The following is a 19493-nucleotide window of genomic DNA, read 5'->3' as shown; positions in this document are numbered from 1 at the left end:
TTAACCACAAAGCAAAATACAGGGTTTGTTTCTCAGGCAATTGCTTTTGACTAAACAATTACAAACCCTGACTTTTTAAACATTTTGCTTCCTTTTGTACTTTTCACAATATGAAAACATCACTAGTTTGGTTTAGGAACGACCTCAGGTTACACGACAACGAAGTATTAGTTTCAGCGATTAACAATAGCGACCAGGTTTTGCCTGTTTTCATTTTTGATGATAAATACTGGGATCAATCAAAATTTGGGCACGTGAGAACGGGTTCATTCAGAACGCGATTTATCATAGAAAGCGTTGAAAATCTGCGTCAAAACCTCAGGTCTAAAGGTGGTGAGCTCATGGTCAGATCCGGAAACCCGATCGACATCATCAAAAACCTCATCCATGAATTTGAAGTCTCAGCAATCTATACCTCAGCAGAAGTAGCTCAGGAAGAAAAAACCCTTCAGAACCAACTTTCAGATCTAGACATCGAAACTCATTTTTATCATCAGGCATCACTTTTTCATCCTCATGATCTCCCGTTCAACTCAAATGAAATGCCTGATGTTTTCACTCCTTTTAGGAAAAAAGTGGATAAAAAAATTGAAGTAAGAGAACCTCATCAAGCTCCTTCTGAAATAAAAACCCCTCTTTTTACCAATCCGGGTAATGTTCCACAGTTTGAAGAGCTAGGCTTAGAAGAGCCTAAAACTGATGACCGAACGGCTCTTGCTTTTAATGGTGGTGAAAACGCAGCGCTTGAAAGGCTACACCATTATTTTTGGGAAACACGTGAACTCCTTCATTACAAGCAAAAAAGGAATGGCTTAATCGGTGCAGATTACAGCTCTAAATTTTCTCCTTATCTGGCTGCCGGTTGTATTTCTCCGCGTAAGATCTACCATGAAGTCAAAAAGTTTGAGCAGGAAGTAAAGAGTAACTCCAGCACCTATTGGCTTATCTTTGAATTGATGTGGCGTGATTTCTTCCGTTTTTTAATGGTCAAGCACAAAACATCTATCTTCAAAATAACAGGGTTGTGGAATGTCCGCAAAGAATGGGAAAAGCCAAATGAGTTGTTTGAAAAATGGAAACTTGGACAAACAGGCATTCCGTTTATCGATGCCAATATGCGCGAATTGCTCTACACCGGATTCATGAGCAACAGAGGGAGACAAAACGTTGCATCGTTTTTAACGAAAGACCTCAAAATCGACTGGCGATACGGAGCAGACTGGTTTGAGTCTCAACTCATCGATTACGATGTTTATTCAAATTGGGGAAACTGGAATTACGTTTCAGGAGTTGGATCTGACCCGAGGAAAGAAAGACGTTTCAACATAGCTCTGCAAGCTCAGAAATACGACAAAAACGCAGATTACATCAAGCTTTGGGTTCCTGAGATCAGCCACCTGGATGCCGAAAACATTCTCACCTGGCACAATTATTCCGGATCTGACCAAAAAGAAATGGCCCCTGATTACCCAAAAATGATTTACCAAAGTGAATATTGGCGCTAGGGCATTTTGCCTACCAGCTTGAAATAATCTTTTAGTGTTTTCTTCACACTCGGCCGGTTTTCTGGACCAAAAATCTCTCGTGTTTCTCCACCGTTGAGAATTTCAAAACGAGCATCCTCAGTCATTGCCAGGTAAATCTTCCCCGCAAACAGATAGTTGTTGTAGCTATTTGGCGTGTTTAGTGAAATAGTATCCCAGTCAGATCCGGAAACCGCGTACCGCAACTCAAGCGATTTTGTAGTATCTACCGCACTATTGGGTTCAACCATGATATATGCTTCGTCATTGAGCCAATTGTTTGCAATGAAAAAAGTAATGCCCGGTTTGGTTGTATCCTTATTGCGGGTTTTTATTCTGTAGAGATGAAAATTTGCATCCTCTCTCTTTTCGAAATCGTAATAATAGCTGCGCACGTTTTTAAAAAAAAGTTCTTCAGGTTCAGCTACATGAAAATTCACCTTATCTAACCTGATAGGTCTATCTTCAGGAAAAAAGATAATCAATAGAACAAGCATTGTTAAAAACCAGCCTATAAAAAGAAATCGAAGCTTATTTTTGTTTCTCAACATATTTAAAAAAACAAATCTCTATAGAGCTTGTTTAAAAGCAACTTCATGAATAAAACTTGTCTCTGAAACAAACTTTCAAAAATTTTGAACAAAAAAAGTTGACACTTGCTTATTCATAAGTAAGGATTCTTACAGTTTGAAAGAAAAGGTATTGAGAAGAGAGGTGCAGAATGGAAAATATGATGACAAATAAGGGCGTTTCATTGCTCGAGCTATCTGAAGGCAGAAAAGTGCTACTGGTCTTTCTAAGACATTTTGGCTGTACTTTTTGTCGTGAAACGCTCACAGAATTACTCAACATTAGAGAAGAAATAGAAAATGAGGATACAGAGATTGTACTGGTTCATCAAATGAATGATGAATATGCTGATCAAATCCTCAAAATTTACCACATGGATGACCTACAGCGAATAAGCGACCCCGGATTACACCTTTACGATTACTTCCATTTGAAAAAGGGTAGCTGGAGTCAGCTATTTGGCTTTAAAGTATGGTGGAGAGCAATTGTAGCAGGAATATTTAAGGGTCACCTCGTAGGTAAAGAGCAGGGTGATGGCTGGCAAATGCCGGGAGTTTTCGTGATACATGATGGTGAAGTTATTTCAAAATTCATCCACAAATACGCATCTGATCGTCCAGATTATTTAAATCTTGCAAAAACCCAAATCAGAAAAGCTGTTTCTTGAAATCGATTGTAATAGGTGCAGGTATAGCCGGACTCGCCACTGCTATCAGGTTAAGAGTTAAAGGTTATGAAGTAAAAGTCCACGAAGCCAATAACTACCCCGGAGGTAAGCTTACAGCCTTCCAACAGGGAGGTTATCGTTTCGATGCAGGACCTTCATTATTCACTTTGCCTTATTTAGTTGATGAGCTATTTGAGTTAAGTGGCAAAAACCCTAAAGACTACTTTGACTACATTAAATTGGATACCGCCTGCCACTACTTTTGGGATGACCTCACTATTTTCAATGCTTCTACAAACCCAAAAGAATTTGCAAAAGAAGCGGCAAAAGTATTTTCAGTTCCTGAAGTTGAAGTCCTCGATTATCTGAAGTATTCTCACAAGCTGTACGAATACAACTCACCTGTTTTCCTCGAGCAATCATTACACAAAATCAAGAACTATTTAAAAAGTCATGTAGGAAAAGCTCTATTGAGAATATGGCAATTCAACCTCGGTAAATCCATGCACAGGGTTAATGCTCAAAAGTTTTCCAGCAAAAAGCTGGTTCAGCTTTTTGATCGCTACGCGACTTACAATGGAAGTAACCCTTACAAAGCCCCCGGAGTTATGACTATGATTCCGCATTTGGAACACGGAATAGGCACCTTTTTTCCAAAAGGCGGAATGCATGAAATCACACAATCTATTTTCAAACTCGCAAAGGATATTGGCGTTGAATTTCAATTTGAATCATACATCGATGAAATCATTGTCGATGATCATAAAGCAACTGGTGTAAGGCTCGATACAGGAAAAGAGGAATTTGCAGATTTGGTCGTTTCAAACATGGATGTCGTACCAACTTACCGCAAACTAATGCCCACTCAAAAAGCGCCTGAACGAACGCTCAAACAAGAACGCTCAAGTTCCGCTCTGATTTTTTATTGGGGTGTAAAGGGTGAATTCAAAGAACTCAATCTTCACAATATCCTTTTTTCAAATGATTACAAAGGTGAGTTCGACTCGATTTTCAATAAAAAATCACTACAGTCAGATCCCACGGTGTACATCAACATTTCGTCAAAATACAATCCTACTGACGCACCTAAAGGTTGCGAAAACTGGTTTGTGATGATCAATGCACCTGCCGATTACGACCAGGACTGGGATCAGTTGATCGACAAAGCGCGTAAAATGATTTACGATAAAATTCACACCTCCCTTGGCATTGACATAAAACCATTGATCGAGAATGAATCGGTTTTAGACCCTAGACTCATTCAATCGCAAACATCCTCTTATCGCGGAGCGCTTTACGGAGCAGCATCAAACAATCCGCTCGCAGCATTCATCCGCCATCCAAATTTCAGTAACCGCATCGAAAACCTCTACTTTTGTGGAGGAAGTGTTCACCCTGGTGGCGGAATTCCACTCTGCCTGTTATCAGCTAAAATTGTTGATGAACTCATTGAGTAATGAAAAAGTACAGCTACAAACACAGCATTGCTATATTGATCATTTTCCACCTTATTGGCTTGATAGGCTTTCAAACACCTTATCGAGATCTTTTTATCACTTTGACTCCAGTGAATCTTATTCTGTCATTGATCCTGCTTATTGTTCATCATGAAAAAAACACAAAATGGTGGTTGGCTGCAATCGGGATATACGTTGCAGGATTCCTCGTTGAAGTGGCCGGAATCAATACCGGTGTCATCTTTGGAGAATATGAATACCTCTCAGCTCTTGGTCCTGAGATTTTGGGAACGCCTCCATTGATCGGGGTCAATTGGTTGATACTTGTTGTTTCAACAGCTTCAATTGCTCAAATGCTCTTTGCTACAAAACTCGTTCGCTCTATTGTTGGAGCTACTTTGATGGTTATGCTGGATGCCGCAATTGAGCCGGTTGCTCCACTGCTCGATTTTTGGGAATTCAGTTCAGCTACGGTTCCGACCGAAAACTACCTGGCCTGGTGGTTCATCGGCTTTTTGATGCACTTTGTGTATCAAAAACTTGACGTTTCGCGTTCAAACAAATTAGGATTGTCTTTGTATAGTATTATGCTGGTTTTCTTCTTAATTTTAAATTTATCTTTACAGTAATGAATGCCGTTTTAGCCATATTGATTGTCATTGCAACTTTCTTTTTCATGGAGTTCATGGCATGGTTCACGCACAAATATGTGATGCATGGCTTCATGTGGTATTTCCACAAAGATCATCACCAAAAAGAGCCCGGTTTTTTCGAGAAAAATGATGTGTTCTTTCTAATCTTTGCCGTTCCAAGCTGGCTCTTTACTATGTTTGGCATGATGCACGGTTACGACTGGAAGCTCTTTGTTGGAATTGGAATTTTCGTATACGGAGTGTGCTACTTTTTAGTGCACGATGTATTGATTCACCAGCGTTTTAAATGGTTTAGAGGAATAAAAAATCCGTACTTTAACGCTTTGCGCAAAGGACATAACGCCCACCATAAACACAAGGGAAAAAAAGACGGTGAGTCGTTTGGAATGCTCGTTGTGCCGTGGGAATTTTTTAAAGACGCCTATCAACGGCACAAAAAGAAACGCGCTAAAGTAGCTTGATTATGCTCGACACTCCTTACCTGTATTTGCTATTGAACCTCGCTACCATTTCAATTCCCCTGATAAGGAGTTTTGAACCAAGAATCGATTTTGCGGGCAAATGGAAAGCGCTTTTCCCTGCTATTTTGGCTGTGGGTGTTTTCTTTATAACCTGGGATTCCATCTTTACCCAAAAAGGCGTTTGGGGTTTCAATGATCGCTATTTGACCGGAATTGAATTGATGCATTTGCCTTTAGGGGAATGGCTTTTTTTCATTACAATTCCTTATGCCTGTGTATTTATCTATGAAGTGCTCAACTACTTTTGGCCCAAGAACAGTTGGTTCAATGATAAAAGTGAAAATATCAGTTTAATTCTTATTTCGGTGAGTATTGTTGTTGGTATCTACTATCACGATCTCAATTACACTTTTTGGACTTTTATCTTTTTAGCTGCTTTTATCGCCTATATGCACTACTTCGCAAAGGTAGAATGGCTGGGGAATTTCTACAGAGCTTACCTGGTAGCATTAATCGGGTTTTTCGCAATTAACGGAGTTTTAACCGGAACCGGAATTGAAGAAGAGGTTGTATGGTACAATGCCCGAGAATTTATTGGCCTTAGAATGGGCACAATTCCGTTTGAAGATTTATTTTACGGAATGCTACTCATCATGATGAATGTGTGGTTGTTTGAGGCTTTTAAAGAAAAATGGTACGTTCCTAAAAATAAATGACCCCTTCATTTTCGTCTCCAACTTTTTGTGCATCTCCCCTGTAAATTTTGAGCGTAGCGGTCAGAGCCAAAATAGCATCAAACTGGTGCCAGTTTTCCAAATCTGATTGTAAGTGAAAACCGAATTTATCTTCTAATTCTTTCACCCAATTTAGCGCCAACTCACGATTCCACTTTTTCTTGTAGCCTCCTCGGTTCTGAATGGAGTTTTGAAAAACCATCTTCGGGTAAACCTCAAATATTTTGAGTCCCTCTTGCTGTAGATGATGCGATAACTTCATCGCCCTTGCTGTGAGTCCGCCCAAGAACATGGGCGACATCGCTTTTACCTCCTTGTCGCATTCCCGATAGTGAAAATCAGGCTCTTCCGTCAAATCCAGGGCTTCTTTGCTGTAAACCTCTGGTAAGCTGAGCGGTGCGTCTATACCAATGAGCGAACCCACGGGCAATTCCTTTAATTGGTTCTGAACGAAATCATCAGCAGATTTTCCTTTATTGGATTGCCTAATGATGACTTCATCACCATTCAAGAAAGCTATTGCGGTTGTACCCGCGAGCTGTGAACCTAAATCTATTCCAACCATTACCATTGTGAACAACAAATTTAAAAGCGTGTTTTGTTTTTATGAAAACACTCCGGCTAATTCTTGGCGATCAGCTCAATTACAACCATTCCTGGTTTCAAAAGGTTGATGATGACGTCATCTACCTGATGGCAGAAGTAAAACAGGAAACCAACTACGTTCGCCATCACATTCAAAAGATTACTTCCTTTTTTGCTGCCATGAGAGCGTTTTCAAATTGGCTTACATCTGAAGGACACTCCGTTAAATATTACGAACTCAGTGATCCTGAAAACTTACATGATTTCAACAAGCTGATCGAGAAAATCATCAAAAAGGAAAAAATAAAAAGGTTTGAATATCAACTTCCTGATGAATACCGACTGGATGAACAGCTCAAAGATTTCTGTCAGAACCTCAACATAGAGACCGAAGTTTTCGATACCGAGCATTTCTACACATCCCGCACAGAGCTAGAGGACTTTTTCAAAGGCAAAAAACAATACCTGCTGGAGAGCTTTTATCGTCACATGCGCAAAAAACACGATGTGTTGATGAACGGAAGTGAACCGATAACCGGAAAGTGGAATTACGACAAGGAAAACCGCAAAAAACTTCCAAAAGATCAACAAATCCCAGCTCCAAAGTCTTTTGACAACAATGTCGATGAGATAGTGAAAATGATCGATGAAAAAGAAATCGATTACTTTGGAAATATTGATGCTGAAAAATTAGTTTGGCCAATAAACCGCAATCAGTCACTTGAATTGCTCGATCATTTTATGACTGATTGTTTGCCGCTTTTCGGGAAATATCAGGATGCTTTGACTGATCGCGATTGGAGTCTCTTCCACTCCCGACTCTCATTTTCACTTAACACTAAAATGCTGAGTCCGCAAGAAGTTGTTGACCGCTCAATTGAAGAGTGGGAAAACAGAAAAGACGAAATCAGCATTGCTCAACTCGAAGGTTTTGTACGCCAAATTTTGGGTTGGCGAGAATTCATGCGCGGTATCTATTGGACAAAGATGCCTGACTACGAATCGCTCAATTTCTTTGACCATGATAACTCTTTGCCATCGTGGTACTGGACAGGTGAAACCAAAATGAAATGCATGAGTCATGCTATCAATCAGAGCCTTGATCACGCTTACGCTCATCACATTCAGCGACTCATGATTACGGGTAACTTTGCTCTTTTAGCTGGTGTCAATCCTGACGAACTGGATGACTGGTATCTCGGAATTTACATCGATGCAATTCAATGGGTAGAGATCACAAACACGCGCGGAATGAGCCAGTTTGCTGATGGTGGTGTCATTGGCACAAAGCCTTATGTTTCATCGGCTAGTTACATCAATAAGATGAGTGATTATTGTAAATTGTGTCATTATAGCCAATCAAAAAAGACGGGAGAAAAGGCGTGTCCGTTTAACAGTTTGTACTGGCAATTCTATGAACGTCATCGAGATAAACTCAGAGACAACCACAGGGTTGGAATGATGTACAGGACCTGGGACAAAATGGGATCTGACCGAAAAACAGAATACCTCAAACAAGCAGAGTACTACCTCGAAAATATTGAATCGTTGTAATCAATACAGCTGTTCAATGTTATTCACGATTTCGGTCTTAATATAATCATTGATCTCGGTGTCGAGACGCGTTGAGTATTTATAATACGTTTCGAGTTCATTGATTGTAAAAAGCCCGATCACGGATTGAATGAGCATTTTCCTGAGCTCCTTTTCACCCTGAAAAAATTCTTTGACAATGTTCTTTTGAACTTTTTGATTGAATGCGTTGAAATTTGTTTTTCGCTCTTTCACGTAGTGCCTGATTAAAGAAATCAGTATCGGTTTTTGAAATACGATGGTTGGCCTGAGCCTCATTTCGATAAAACTTTCCAGGTCCTTTTGACTGTCATCACTTTCAATTCCCCTAATCCTCATTAACTCATTATCACGTTTCATACCTATTCCTTTCTATTGGTGAAACAAGCCAATTTTCACAATGTTTTGAAATTACTGAATGTTGGTTTAGATTGAGAAATAGATTATAACTTCGCTGCATGATTCGATTCACACTTACGCTTGTCATTTCGCTTTTGTTAACCGGCTATTTATGTGCCGGATCAACAATGAGTTATTCTTTTGACAACTCTGTAAATGTGACCTTAAATGATAGTCAGGAAGTAAAAGGGCTGAAAGCTAAGATAGGAACGTTTTTACAGTCAAAAATTCAGAACCCGGAGACAAAACACAAGAAGTTTTATGCTGTGGTTTTGGCAGTTGCCCTCGGACCATTTGGAGTACATCGGCTTTATTTGGGAACAGCCACAAAAGTTCCGTTGATCTACACGCTCACACTCGGTGGCGGACTCGGGTTTTTACCACTTAGCGATATTGTCGCTATTCTCGTCACAGATGACTGGCAAAAATACATTGACAACGACCGGGTGATCATGTGGTCCGTGCCGTAATTACTTATTGTTAAATTCGTTCATCGTTCTGGCCAGTCCGATTGTGCCAAAAGATTTAATCGCAGAAATGCAGAGATCGATTCTCTCAGTCAGATCCTTTTCCTCCTCAGCAGACCATTTCCCGAGTACATAATTCACCTGGCTGCCTTTTGAGAATTCATCACCCACGCCAAACCTGAGTCTGGGATACTTGCTGGTATTGAGAATTTTTTGGATGTCTTTTAACCCATTATGTCCTCCGTCACTTCCCTTGGCTCTGATCCTGACCTTACCAAATGGCAGGTTAATATCATCAGTAATGACGAGAGCGCGCTCAGTGGGAATCTTTTCCTTTTGGAGCCAGTAGTTGACCGCCTTGCCACTCAAATTCATGTATGTAGTGGGCTTGATGAGAACAAAAGTGCGTCCTTTGAACTTGTATTCGGCTTTATACGCGTAGCGGTCCTGTTCAAAAAAAATACCCGATGAGTCTGCTAACTCATCGAGTATCTTAAAACCTATATTATGTCGCGTATTCTCGTATTCCGAACCAATATTACCGAGGCCCGCAATGAGATACTTCATAATCTAAAATTTACTCTTCAGAAGAAGCTTCTTCTTTCTTTTCCTCTCCTTCTTCAGAAGATTCTTCATCATCTCCTTCTTCGTCTTCTTCACCATCGAGATCCTCATCAACAGCACCACGAGCAGCTCTTACAGCAACCATCACACTAGATTCAGGATCGAGGAATTCAACACCGTCAATTTTCAAAGTACCAACTTTGATTGACTGACCGATACGGAGTTTAGTGATGTCGATTTCAATTCCGTCAGGAAGTGCATCGATCATACCTTTAACTGCCACTCTACGCATTGGTTGAGCAAGTTTACCACCATTGCGAACACCAATTGCACTTCCTGTAAGCTTAACCGGCATCTTGAGTTTTACAGGTTTTCCATCCTGAACCATGAGGAAATCAGCATGCAAAACATCATCTGTTACGGGGTGGAATTGAGCATCCTGGAAAATTGTGCTGTACTCTTTGCCTTCAACATCAATTTTCACATTGTAAACATCTGGAGTGTAAACAATTTTGTTGAATTCTCTCTCATCAATTATGATGTGCGTGTTTTCATCAGCTCCGTAGATAACCGCGGGAACAAACCCTTTTCTTCTGTGATCTTTGGCATGTTTAGTACCAATTTTTTCGCGGACTGATCCTTTTATTGTAACCGTTTTCATGGCTGTTGATTATTTATCTTCTTTTAAATAATAAAGTTTGAACTTATCGATTTGTGCGCTTCAATGTTCTCAATTACATCAGCGAATAATTCAGAAACAGTAAGCGTCTTTATTTTATCTATTTGCTTTTTAAGCGGTATTGTGTCTGTCACAACCAATTCACTGATTTGTGAATCTTCTAATCGGTCGTAAGCTGGTCCTGAAAGTACAGGGTGAGAACACATTGCACTTACAGATTTTGCTCCTTCTTCAACCATCAAATCAGCAGCTTTACAAAGCGTGCCAGCTGTATCAATGATATCATCTATAAGGAGAACATCTTTCCCTTTTACATCACCAATCACCATCATATTTTGAATCTCATTGGCAACGCGTCTTTGCTTGTAACAAATCGCCATTTCGAGATCAAAATACTTGGCGTAAGCATTTGCTCTTTTCGTACCACCTGTATCAGGTGCTGCGATCACGAGGTTACTGAGATCGTAATTTTCTTTGATGTAAGGCAGAAATACCGTTGAGGCAAATAAGTGATCAACCGGAACTTCAAAGAAGCCCTGGATTTGATCAGCGTGGAGATCCATCGTCATGATCCGCGTTACACCTGCAGCTGTGAGCATGTTAGCCACCATTTTGGAACCAATTGCCACACGAGGTTTGTCTTTTCTATCCTGACGGGCAAAACCAAAATAAGGCATCACGGCAACAATTTGTCTCGCTGATGCTCTCTTGGCTGCATCGATCATGAGTAAGAGCTCAAAAAGATTGTCAACAGGAGGGAAAGTAGGTTGGATGAGAAATACATCCTGACCTCGAACAGTTTCCTCAAAACTGGCTGTAAATTCACCGTCACTAAACTTTTGAATAGTGAGGTTACCCAGTTCAGAACCGAATGAAGCGGCAATTTTCTTTGCCAGCTCGGGACTTGCAGACCCTGTGAAAATTTTAACTCTTTTGTTATCCATGCCTTAGACCTCCTTTGCCAAAAAGGGCTGCAAATTAACCAAATAAATACTATTTATCCAAAACTTTAACCGTATGAAATTGAGTGGTTTTGATAATGCAAAGGTAAATCAATCTGTAAAAAAGGACTTGCAGTTTTATTTTTTTGATAAATTCGCGCTCCACTTCATTAAAAGAAGTGTTGAAATACATCTGCCCGGGTGGCGGAATTGGTAGACGCGCTGGATTCAAAATCCAGTGGTAGCAATACCGTGCGGGTTCGATTCCCGCCCTGGGTACAACAAAAAAGAGCAAGTTTTCACTTGCTCTTTTTTATTTATTCTTAATTCATATTAACGAAAAGCTCCCATTGGCTCGAACAATATCCCTTTCCTAAAGTTATTTCAGTATTAGTTTTATAAATTCCGTATAATTTAAAACTGCTTTCATTTTGAAGTAAAATAAATCAAATTTAAAGCAAATACCGAAAGGCTAAGCCCAAATTTCAAAATTTGAGCAATATTCAATTAATTCTGGTACAATAATGTCAAAAGTGATTTTAGTCGAAGACGACAAAGGTTTTGGAGAATCTTTAAAAGAATTACTCCTCTTAAGGAATATTGACGTATCATTATTCGATTCGGCAAACAAGGTGCTTGAAGAAATTAAGCACAATCAGCCAGACATCATCATCTCAGACATCATGATGCCTGAGATGGATGGTTTAACACTACTTGATCGAATAAGGTCAAAAAAGCAATACGATCATATATCAATTATTATCATTACTGCTAGAAAATTAGATAAAGATTACAGCAGCTCCCTTAAAAAAGGGAGTGACTATTTTTTGAACAAGCCCTTTGATAACGAAGTATTCATTGACCTTATTAATAACATCATAGAAAGAAAAAGAGGTCAAATAAAAAAGATAATACAAACCCCTGATCACGAATACCATAAAGATAAGGATATCTCATTCCTTGAAGAAGTTAAAAATCAGGTACAAAAACACAGTAATGATCCTGATTTTGGTCTAGATAAAATGGCTGATCTACTGAGCTTAAGCCCTTCAGCTGTTCAGAAAAAAATTAAACGCGTGACAGGTCAAAACTACTCTGAGTTTATTAACAACTTTAAACTAGAAAGAGCTGCACATTTGATTAAGCAGAATTCAAACACTATCTCAGAAATAAGCTCAATGGTAGGATATAACTCACTATCTTATTTTTCAAAGTGCTTTAAGGACAAATACAGAGTTTCACCTAAGAAGTTTAGCCAAAAGAACTGATTTAATATGCTTTACGAAAAAGAATTATTTGATCTGCTAACTGAAAAACAAAACATTGGAATATGGAAGTGGGATTTGTGTACCGACACAGTTTATTATTCTAAGAGTTGGTGTCAACTACTGGGTTATGAAGATTCTTCAGAACTTGAAGCTACTTTCGAAACATATAAATCTCACGTTGTTCCTGAAGATTTAGAGAAAGCCTTAAAGCCCGTCAATGAGCATTTGAAAAAACAAAGTGACTACTTCGAGAAAACAATATACAGGATGGTCAAAAAAGATGGAACCATCATTTATACTGAACACCAGGGTAAGGCAAAATTTGAGAATAATAAGCCTGTATATGTAGTTGGTTTAATGAGAAACGTTGATGAGGAACACAGAAATTATAAATTGCAGAGGGAAACTGCTCAATTTTTAAACAACATTTTTGATCTAAGTCCATCTTTGATTTTTGTCAAGAATTCAAATGGTGACTTTATAAAAGTAAATCAAGCTGTTGCTGATCTGTTTGGAAAAGATAAGGAAGAAATAGAAAACTTTAGTAACAGTGAAGTTCATAAAGTTAAAAGTGAACTGGATCAATTTGATAGCTTTGAAAGAGAGGTTCTGAGCAAAAACAAGTCGTTAACCAAGTATGAGGATTTCACCACCTACAAGGGAGAAAATCGCATATACCGTACAACTAAAGCGCCTTTCAATTTCCGGGGTGAAAGGATGATTTTTGCAGTTTCTGAAAATGTAACTGAGTTGAGAAACTCTAAAGAAAGAGAAGAAAAACTACGTAAAAAATATCAAAGATTAATCGAGACAACATCAGTTGGGCTTCTTCAATTAGATGAAAATTGTACAATCAACTATGCCAATAGAGGTGCTTATAAAATTTTAAATAATTGTGAACTTGAAGGAGACAAGTTAAAAGATTTAATAACAGACTTTGATAAAAATAAGATTTGCAAATTCTTTGAAAATAACTCTCAACACGAAAGAATTAAATTCAAAGCCAGATCAAAAGTTGAAAACAAATGGCTACAAGTATATGCAGATAAGTTTGAAACTAAAACAGAAAAAAGCTTTGAGATCATACTTATTGATATCACAAAAGAGTATAAGCTTAATAGAGAAAAGGAATATCAATCAAAATTACTGAACTCTATTTCTAAATATAATTCAGATATAATATGTTTACATAAACCAAATGCTAACATAAAATTTATTGGAGCATCAGCCAAAAATGTACTAGGTTATGAACCAGAAGAGCTGATTGGTAAAAACCCATTTGAACTGACCACTTCGACCCAAAGAGAAGTATTGGATTCTTTGCTAGTCAAATTGATAAATAAAGAGATCACACATTATGAAGGTGAGATTGAAATGTTTAGAAAAAATGGTGATAAAATAATTCTTGAAACTAATGCTAAAGGAATATATGAAGATGGGAGGCTAATCGAAATAGTTTCAACATCCAGGGACATCTCGAAGCGAAGAGAACTCGAAAAAGAAAAAGTGGAGGTGCTTCGTAAATCACAAGAGTTAATTAATTTAGAGAAGTCTATAATTGATATGGGAAGCCATCAGCTTAAAACCCCTATTTCAACTATCTTAACGAACCTTGAATTACTCAATTCATCTTTCAAAAACATTGACAAAAGCAAATACTTTTTACGAATAAAAAAACAGCTGAATAAACTTCTCGACATAATTGCCAACCTTTTAGAGAATAGTAAGTTGGACAGCGATAACTTCAGAGCTTCACATTTGAAAAAAATTCCATTAAAAAAATTAGAGCAATCACTAAAGAGTTATTTTCTCAACAACGAGGATCAGTTTAAGCGCCTCAAGTTCGACTTATGTATTGAGGTAAAAGTTAGAATGGATATTGATTTAACAACCACAATCCTTACAAACTTCATTGACAACTCGTTAAAATACTCCACAGATGAAGTTAAAATCAACTGCAAAAAAGAAGAGAAATTCATCAAATTAAGTGTTACAGATAATGGAATAGGAATACCCAAAAAAGATAAAGCTTCTCTTTTTACACCCTTTTTTAGAGGGTCTAACACGAAAGATTATGAAGGTACCGGATTAGGGCTATTGATCTGTAAAAAAGCAGCTAACATGCAAGATGCTGAAATTATGATAAAGTCAAAACTCAACAAGGGTACTACCTGCTCTGTTATATTCAAAAAATAAATTTGATTTTTAATTTATACTGCCTGGTTCTCCTTTGTTGTTGATGAATGCCTTTTTAAAGTCTGAAGGAGTAAAAGGCTTTCTTAGAAATTGAAAGACATTGTCAAATGACATAGCTTTTTCCAAATCTTCTAAATCAATGCTACTGGTAAGTATTACTGTAGGAGGAAAAAACTCTTTTGAGGACAGCGTTTCTATTAGCTCAAAACCAGACATTTCAGGCATATTGATATCTGTAATCAGCAGCTGGGGTTCATGTTTGATATTGATTACTTCTAAAGGGTTTGAAAAACAATTGAGTTTTATGTGAGGGAAAAACCTTTCAAACAACATTTTAATGTGTTGCACCTGGAAGTTGTCATCATCTACAAATACTACCTCCTCAAGTAAGTTAAAGTCAGGCAACTTTTTAATTTGGTAATCAATTTCGCCCTTGAACCTACTCATTTTTGAGGTCAATAACATGACTGCTCTATCAATTCTCTTTGCTTGTTCCTTTATGTAGTATGTTTCTTCTTCATTTAAAGGTTTTTTTTCTTCTAAAATGGTTAAAATATTAGCAAGTGGTGCGCGCAAGACATGACTGTTAAAAAAAGACAATTGATCAAATGTGTTTGTGGCAACTTTTACTTTTTTACTATTCTCTTCAAGTAGCGCTAGAAAAGAGTCTCTTTTCTTTAGCTGAGCAGAAATTGAATTCGATAAAACAGATATTTCAAAGGGTTTCTTAATGTAATCATCAGCCCCCAGGGCAAATCCATGTCTCACATCATCCTCTTTAATTTTAGCAGTTAAGAAAACAAATGGAATTAGGTCAAGCTGAGAGTTAGACCTTATTTCTCTCAATAATTCAAAACCACTCATTTCAGGCATCATTATATCACTTAAAATGAGATCAATTTGATTTTTGTTTTCGTTGATATAATTTAGAGCACTTTGTGGTTTAGAAAAGTCAAACACATGATATCCTTTGAGTTCTAATATATCTTTAATAGAGTTTAAAAGATCCAGTTCGTCTTCTATGACTAAAATATTTCTAGTTTTCATATAGATTAAATGCTATTGTGTAAGAGATTGAATTATCGTCAGCCTCTTTAAATTTGAATTTTAATAGCTCAATATTGACTAATTCTATAAAAAATTCAAATTTAAACTGTAACTCTATTATTTTACTGGACATATGATCTATATCAAAAGTACTATCTCCATTAAAGTGGTTCTTTACAATATTGTGAAACCCTTCAATTATCCCGCCAGTGTAAACAACATAAATCTCATTTCCAGACTTGTATATTTCATATGAATAACTTTGTTCTCCGCCTGCATTTATTAAAGTAAAATATGAGTTTAATAAATTTGTCAGGTTAACCTTATTTGATTTAGTATAGTAGTTTTTCAAAGAAGTCTTTTTTTCTACGGAGAAATCTATTTTATGATCTCTAGCTTCCTCAACTATTAAGTCGATTAACTCTTCTGCATTAACTTTTGATTTTTCTCTTTCTTTAACATTGGTATACTCTGTCATATCAGAGATCAGCCCATTGATCTTTTTAACTTGATTTTGAATTACCTCTATGTTTGTGAACTTTTTAGATAGTTCTAAAGCCTTGACCTTCTCATTTATAATTTCAATATTGGTGTTAATTACAGAAAGTGGGGTTCTCAAAATATGAGAACTCGCAGAAAGAAAAACTTTTTGCTGCTCTATAATTTTCTCTTCCTTTTCTAAATTTTTCTTATAAATATCTTCAGCTTTTTTTCTTTCAGTAATATCTTGGAGTTGAAAAAAATATTTTGCACTATCAACATTCTCATTTTCTAGATGCTGCCTAATTTCAGTTGCAAAGACTTCATACCACCTTTCATTTTGTGAAGTTTTGATTTCAATTTTATCTTCTAAAAAGGAGTTTATCGTGCCTGGTTTTCGATTTAGTAGTGTTAAAACAGATTGACCAGTTAAGTCATCTTCAGAAGTTTTGAGTTTTTCCTTGATATTAGGTGAGTTCCAAACTATTTCTCCTTCCTTATCAATTAAAAAGAATAATGAGTTTGAAAAACTGAAAATATTATCCGCTTCCTCTGTTTTTTGATCTAGCTTTTTTCTAGTTTCAAATTGTTCTGTTAAATCTACATGAGTTCCAATAGCTCTTTTGGGATTCCAATCTTCATCCCAGTCAACCACCCTCCCACTACATAAAACGTATTTGGTATATCCTTCTTTATGATAAAATCTGGTAATCGAAGAAAAAGGTTTTACACCTTTAGATTCAATATGCTTGTTAAATTCATTAAATAATGAAGGTAAGTCTTCTTTGTAAGCAATTTTTTGCCATGATTCTGGAGTGTTTTCCATTTCATCGACATTGTATCCAAACATGGCTTTAAATTGTGGGCTTAGATACTCATAATTTGTCGTGATGTTCCAATCCCAAAAACCGGAGAAAATCGACTCTGTCAGCAACTCTCTGTAGTGAATTTGCTCGTCTCTACTTTTGAGGACTTCACTAAAATCTTTAATAAACTCGTTGAAATAAGTTGAATTTGGGTTTTGAAAAAACAGTATTTTTTTTCCTTTATACCCCGCCTCGGCCTTTACTTTAACATCTTCAAGTTTTAATTTCGTTGAATTTGAAAGAGTGATAGTCTCTTTGTTCAATAAGCCCACAGAGTAAGAGGGTTCGTATATCAACTCAATAATATTCTCATTGATTTTTTCAGGTAAAATCAAATCTGAAGGGAATAGCAGGAATAACACAAAATCTAGGCCAATAGCAGTAAAGTCAATTAATTTTGTTGTAACAAATGGTTTAGTTTCTTGATTCAAATTTAAATCTACACGTGGAAACCTCCTTCTTTCTCCAATACCGAATTTACCCACACTCTCTACGTAACCCTCATAAACCGGGTCAATACTTTGATTTAGTATAGCTGTGATTTGTTCATTATCTAGGTTTAGATGGCTTTTAATTTTGTTAGAAAACACATATTCTTCTAAATCAAACGCTAAAAAACAAAACACCTCCTTGCCAGGCTTTTCGAAATAATTGAATAATTTTTCGTAAAACCCCATATCCTGAGGCTTTATTTTGCTTAATTTAAATTTCAAATTGTTTATAATTTCTTTAGTTAGCTAAATTATAACAAATGAATGATTTTTACTTAGCAAGATCTTGGATTAACTGGATTTTGCTCCTGAGTTAAAAAAAAGCAGGCTTGAAAAAAATCAAGCCTGCTCTACCTAACAAACATAGTTAAACTTAACTAAACCCTGGAAATTACTGCTTAACCAATCGCATAACCTTTATACCTTCTCCTTGTTCATTTTGAAGCTGAAGATAATAAACTGATGTTGCATATCGACTCAAGTCTATTCGATTCAAGCCATTTTGCATATTACCGCTTTGAAGTATTCTACCTGCCATGTCAATTAAATGGTAGTTCAAGTTTTCTACCCCAAGCAATTCAACTTTTACTTCACCTCTGGTTGGGTTTGGATAAACACTCACATTAACAGTTTTTTTAGATCTCTTTATACTTGTGAGGGTGGTTACAGTTGCTGTATCTGATCCTGTACAGCTATTGCTGTCTGTTACACTAATCCAAACGGTTGTGTCTGTCAATACTTTTAGATCAAGAGATCTGGTTGTATCTCCTGTACTCCAAAGGTATTCGCTGACTGTATCATTTACTGAAAAACTCACAACATGACCTGGACCAACTGCTGTGTCTGCTCCAAGATCCACTTCTGGAATAGCATTGACACTAAAACTTGTTGTACAGCTAGCCACATTACCTGATCCATCCACAGCCTCAAATGATGTTACATATTCACCTTCTGTTAAACTGTCTCCTGAAAAAACATTCCCTGTATTAGTTACTGTACTGGTACAGTTATCGTTGCTTACAGCATCAGGAAAGTTCACTATACCGGCACATGCATCAAAACTTGATGGGCATTCGATCGTTGGAGCTAGTGTGTCTTCTACCGTTAAGTTTACCAATATTCGCGATTCATTCATGGATCCGTCTTTTCCGATCAACTCCACTGTTGTACTTCCAAGATCGTTACATCCCAACGTTGTGCGAGATAGATAAATAGTATCTAAACTACAGTTATCTACTGAGTTACTATCGAGCATGCCCGCATCAATTGAAGCAGTGCCAGAGCTGTCAAGATAAACTGTTATGTTGGAGAAAGATCTCAACAGGGGAGCTATGGTGTCTGTAACAGAAACAAGAGCATTTGATGTTGCACCGTTACCACTCTGATCTGTTACATGTAAATCAACAACATGCAAGCCTAAATCAGAGCATGTGAATGTATCCTGACTCAAGCTCATACTGTCTATTGAACAATTATCATTAGAACCATTATCAAATACCGATGGCGTTAGTACTGCCGTTCCTGTACTATCCAGATAAAGGGTTACGCCCTGAGTTATTACCTCGGGAGCAATAGTATCTTCAACTGTTACAACAGCACTTGATGAATCTGTATTACCATTAACATCAGTAGCAATCAACTGTACCGTGTTTGTGCCGATGTGTGAACAATCAAAGTTGTTTTCACTTAAGAACATGGTGTCAATAGCACAATTATCACTGCTGCCAGCATCTATACTCATAGCTGTTGTACTCGCCTGTCCTAAACTATCGAGGTAAAGTGTTACACTTTGAGTTTGGATATTAGGCGCTATTGTGTCTTCAACTGTAACAATAGCTGTCGATGTTGACACATTGTTGCTGCCGTCTGTTAT

19 protein-coding genes and 1 tRNA gene are annotated in these 19493 nt (G+C 37.3%); 11 read left to right on the top strand and 9 right to left on the bottom strand.

Translation table 11 applies throughout. The annotated features are described in order from the left end of the window. Nucleotides 1-110: 110 nt before the first annotated feature. Entirely contained in the window at nt 111-1505 is a 1395-nt protein-coding gene (locus F3059_RS08770) for a DASH family cryptochrome (protein WP_151168312.1), read from the top strand. Here F3059_RS08770 and F3059_RS08765 read toward each other — a convergent pair. Beyond that, nucleotides 1502-2020 (bottom strand): hypothetical protein, encoded by a 519-nt coding sequence (locus F3059_RS08765; RefSeq protein ID WP_151168310.1) that lies wholly within the window; start codon nt 2018-2020, stop codon nt 1502-1504. The genes F3059_RS08770 and F3059_RS08765 overlap by 4 nt on opposite strands. A 233-nt stretch (nt 2021-2253) precedes the next feature. On the opposite strand from F3059_RS08765, the gene F3059_RS08760 reads away from it, so the two are divergent. The 5 genes from F3059_RS08760 to F3059_RS08740 are packed head-to-tail and all read left to right on the top strand — an operon-like array spanning nt 2254 to nt 6047. After that, nucleotides 2254-2760, top strand: coding sequence for a SelL-related redox protein (locus tag F3059_RS08760; RefSeq protein ID WP_151168308.1), 507 nt, complete (start codon nt 2254-2256; stop codon nt 2758-2760). Next, the gene (crtD, locus tag F3059_RS08755; RefSeq protein ID WP_151168306.1) at nt 2757-4217 is read left to right on the top strand and encodes a 1-hydroxycarotenoid 3,4-desaturase CrtD; all 1461 of its coding nucleotides are present in this window, start codon (nt 2757-2759) and stop codon (nt 4215-4217) included. The genes F3059_RS08760 and crtD overlap by 4 nt, the downstream gene beginning before the upstream one ends. Next, nucleotides 4217-4846 (top strand): carotenoid biosynthesis protein, encoded by a 630-nt coding sequence (locus F3059_RS08750; RefSeq protein WP_151168304.1) that lies wholly within the window; start codon nt 4217-4219, stop codon nt 4844-4846. Before crtD ends, F3059_RS08750 begins: the two co-directional genes overlap by 1 nt. After that, nucleotides 4846-5331 (top strand): sterol desaturase family protein, encoded by a 486-nt coding sequence (locus tag F3059_RS08745; RefSeq protein WP_151168302.1) that lies wholly within the window; start codon nt 4846-4848, stop codon nt 5329-5331. Before F3059_RS08750 ends, F3059_RS08745 begins: the two co-directional genes overlap by 1 nt. 2 nt (nt 5332-5333) lie before the next feature. Further along, on the top strand, nt 5334-6047 hold the full coding sequence (locus tag F3059_RS08740; RefSeq protein ID WP_151168300.1) for a lycopene cyclase domain-containing protein: 714 nt from the start codon (nt 5334-5336) through the stop codon (nt 6045-6047). On the opposite strand, the gene F3059_RS08735 is transcribed toward F3059_RS08740, so the two are convergent. Then, nucleotides 6034-6630, bottom strand: a complete 597-nt coding sequence (locus tag F3059_RS08735; protein WP_170265137.1) for a DUF429 domain-containing protein — start codon at nt 6628-6630, stop codon at nt 6034-6036. The genes F3059_RS08740 and F3059_RS08735 overlap by 14 nt on opposite strands. Nucleotides 6631-6671: 41 nt before the next feature. Here F3059_RS08735 and F3059_RS08730 point away from each other — a divergent pair, with 41 nt between their 5' ends. After that, nucleotides 6672-8204, top strand: a complete 1533-nt coding sequence (locus F3059_RS08730; RefSeq protein ID WP_151168296.1) for a cryptochrome/photolyase family protein — start codon at nt 6672-6674, stop codon at nt 8202-8204. On the opposite strand, the gene F3059_RS08725 is transcribed toward F3059_RS08730, so the two are convergent. Then, entirely contained in the window at nt 8205-8582 is a 378-nt protein-coding gene (locus tag F3059_RS08725; protein WP_151168294.1) for a hypothetical protein, read from the bottom strand. A 98-nt stretch (nt 8583-8680) separates the two neighbouring features. Between F3059_RS08725 and F3059_RS08720 the strand changes: the two genes are divergently transcribed. After that, nucleotides 8681-9091, top strand: a complete 411-nt coding sequence (locus F3059_RS08720; protein ID WP_151168292.1) for an NINE protein — start codon at nt 8681-8683, stop codon at nt 9089-9091. Here the strand turns inward: F3059_RS08720 and pth are convergent, their stop codons facing one another. From pth to F3059_RS08705, 3 genes are read right to left on the bottom strand one after another with little or no spacing between them, the layout of a single operon-like run. Beyond that, complete coding sequence (pth, locus tag F3059_RS08715) at nt 9092-9655, bottom strand: aminoacyl-tRNA hydrolase (RefSeq protein WP_151168290.1); 564 nt, start codon at nt 9653-9655, stop codon at nt 9092-9094. 10 nt (nt 9656-9665) lie between these two features. Beyond that, nucleotides 9666-10313 (bottom strand): 50S ribosomal protein L25, encoded by a 648-nt coding sequence (locus tag F3059_RS08710; RefSeq protein WP_151168288.1) that lies wholly within the window; start codon nt 10311-10313, stop codon nt 9666-9668. Nucleotides 10314-10336: 23 nt separating this feature from the next. After that, a complete protein-coding gene (locus F3059_RS08705; protein WP_151168286.1) occupies nt 10337-11275 on the bottom strand; it encodes a ribose-phosphate diphosphokinase in 939 nt (312 codons plus the stop codon). Between the two features lie 192 nt (nt 11276-11467). Between F3059_RS08705 and F3059_RS08700 the strand changes: the two genes are divergently transcribed. From F3059_RS08700 to F3059_RS08690, 3 genes are all read left to right on the top strand, one after another. Then, a tRNA-Leu gene (locus tag F3059_RS08700) sits at nt 11468-11551 on the top strand. 245 nt (nt 11552-11796) lie between these two features. Continuing rightward, the gene (locus F3059_RS08695; protein ID WP_151168284.1) at nt 11797-12540 is read left to right on the top strand and encodes a response regulator transcription factor; all 744 of its coding nucleotides are present in this window, start codon (nt 11797-11799) and stop codon (nt 12538-12540) included. Nucleotides 12541-12546: 6 nt separating this feature from the next. Beyond that, nucleotides 12547-14736 (top strand): PAS domain-containing sensor histidine kinase, encoded by a 2190-nt coding sequence (locus F3059_RS08690; RefSeq protein ID WP_151168282.1) that lies wholly within the window; start codon nt 12547-12549, stop codon nt 14734-14736. Between the two features lie 9 nt (nt 14737-14745). Here the strand turns inward: F3059_RS08690 and F3059_RS08685 are convergent, their stop codons facing one another. The 3 genes from F3059_RS08685 to F3059_RS08675 all read right to left on the bottom strand — a co-directional run. Then, entirely contained in the window at nt 14746-15783 is a 1038-nt protein-coding gene (locus tag F3059_RS08685) for a response regulator (protein WP_151168280.1), read from the bottom strand. Further along, entirely contained in the window at nt 15773-17842 is a 2070-nt protein-coding gene (locus tag F3059_RS08680; protein WP_151168278.1) for a PAS domain-containing protein, read from the bottom strand. The genes F3059_RS08685 and F3059_RS08680 overlap by 11 nt, the downstream gene beginning before the upstream one ends. A 169-nt stretch (nt 17843-18011) precedes the next feature. Continuing rightward, on the bottom strand, nt 18012-19493 hold a 1482-nt coding region (locus F3059_RS08675), incomplete at its 5' end, for a T9SS type A sorting domain-containing protein (protein WP_151168276.1).

This window comes from Salibacter halophilus (assembly GCF_008806325.1).
GTDB lineage: Bacteria > Bacteroidota > Bacteroidia > Flavobacteriales_G > Salibacteraceae > Salibacter > Salibacter halophilus.
Note: the sequence above shows the minus strand (reverse complement) of the source record. Positions and strands in the feature narration are given on the sequence as shown.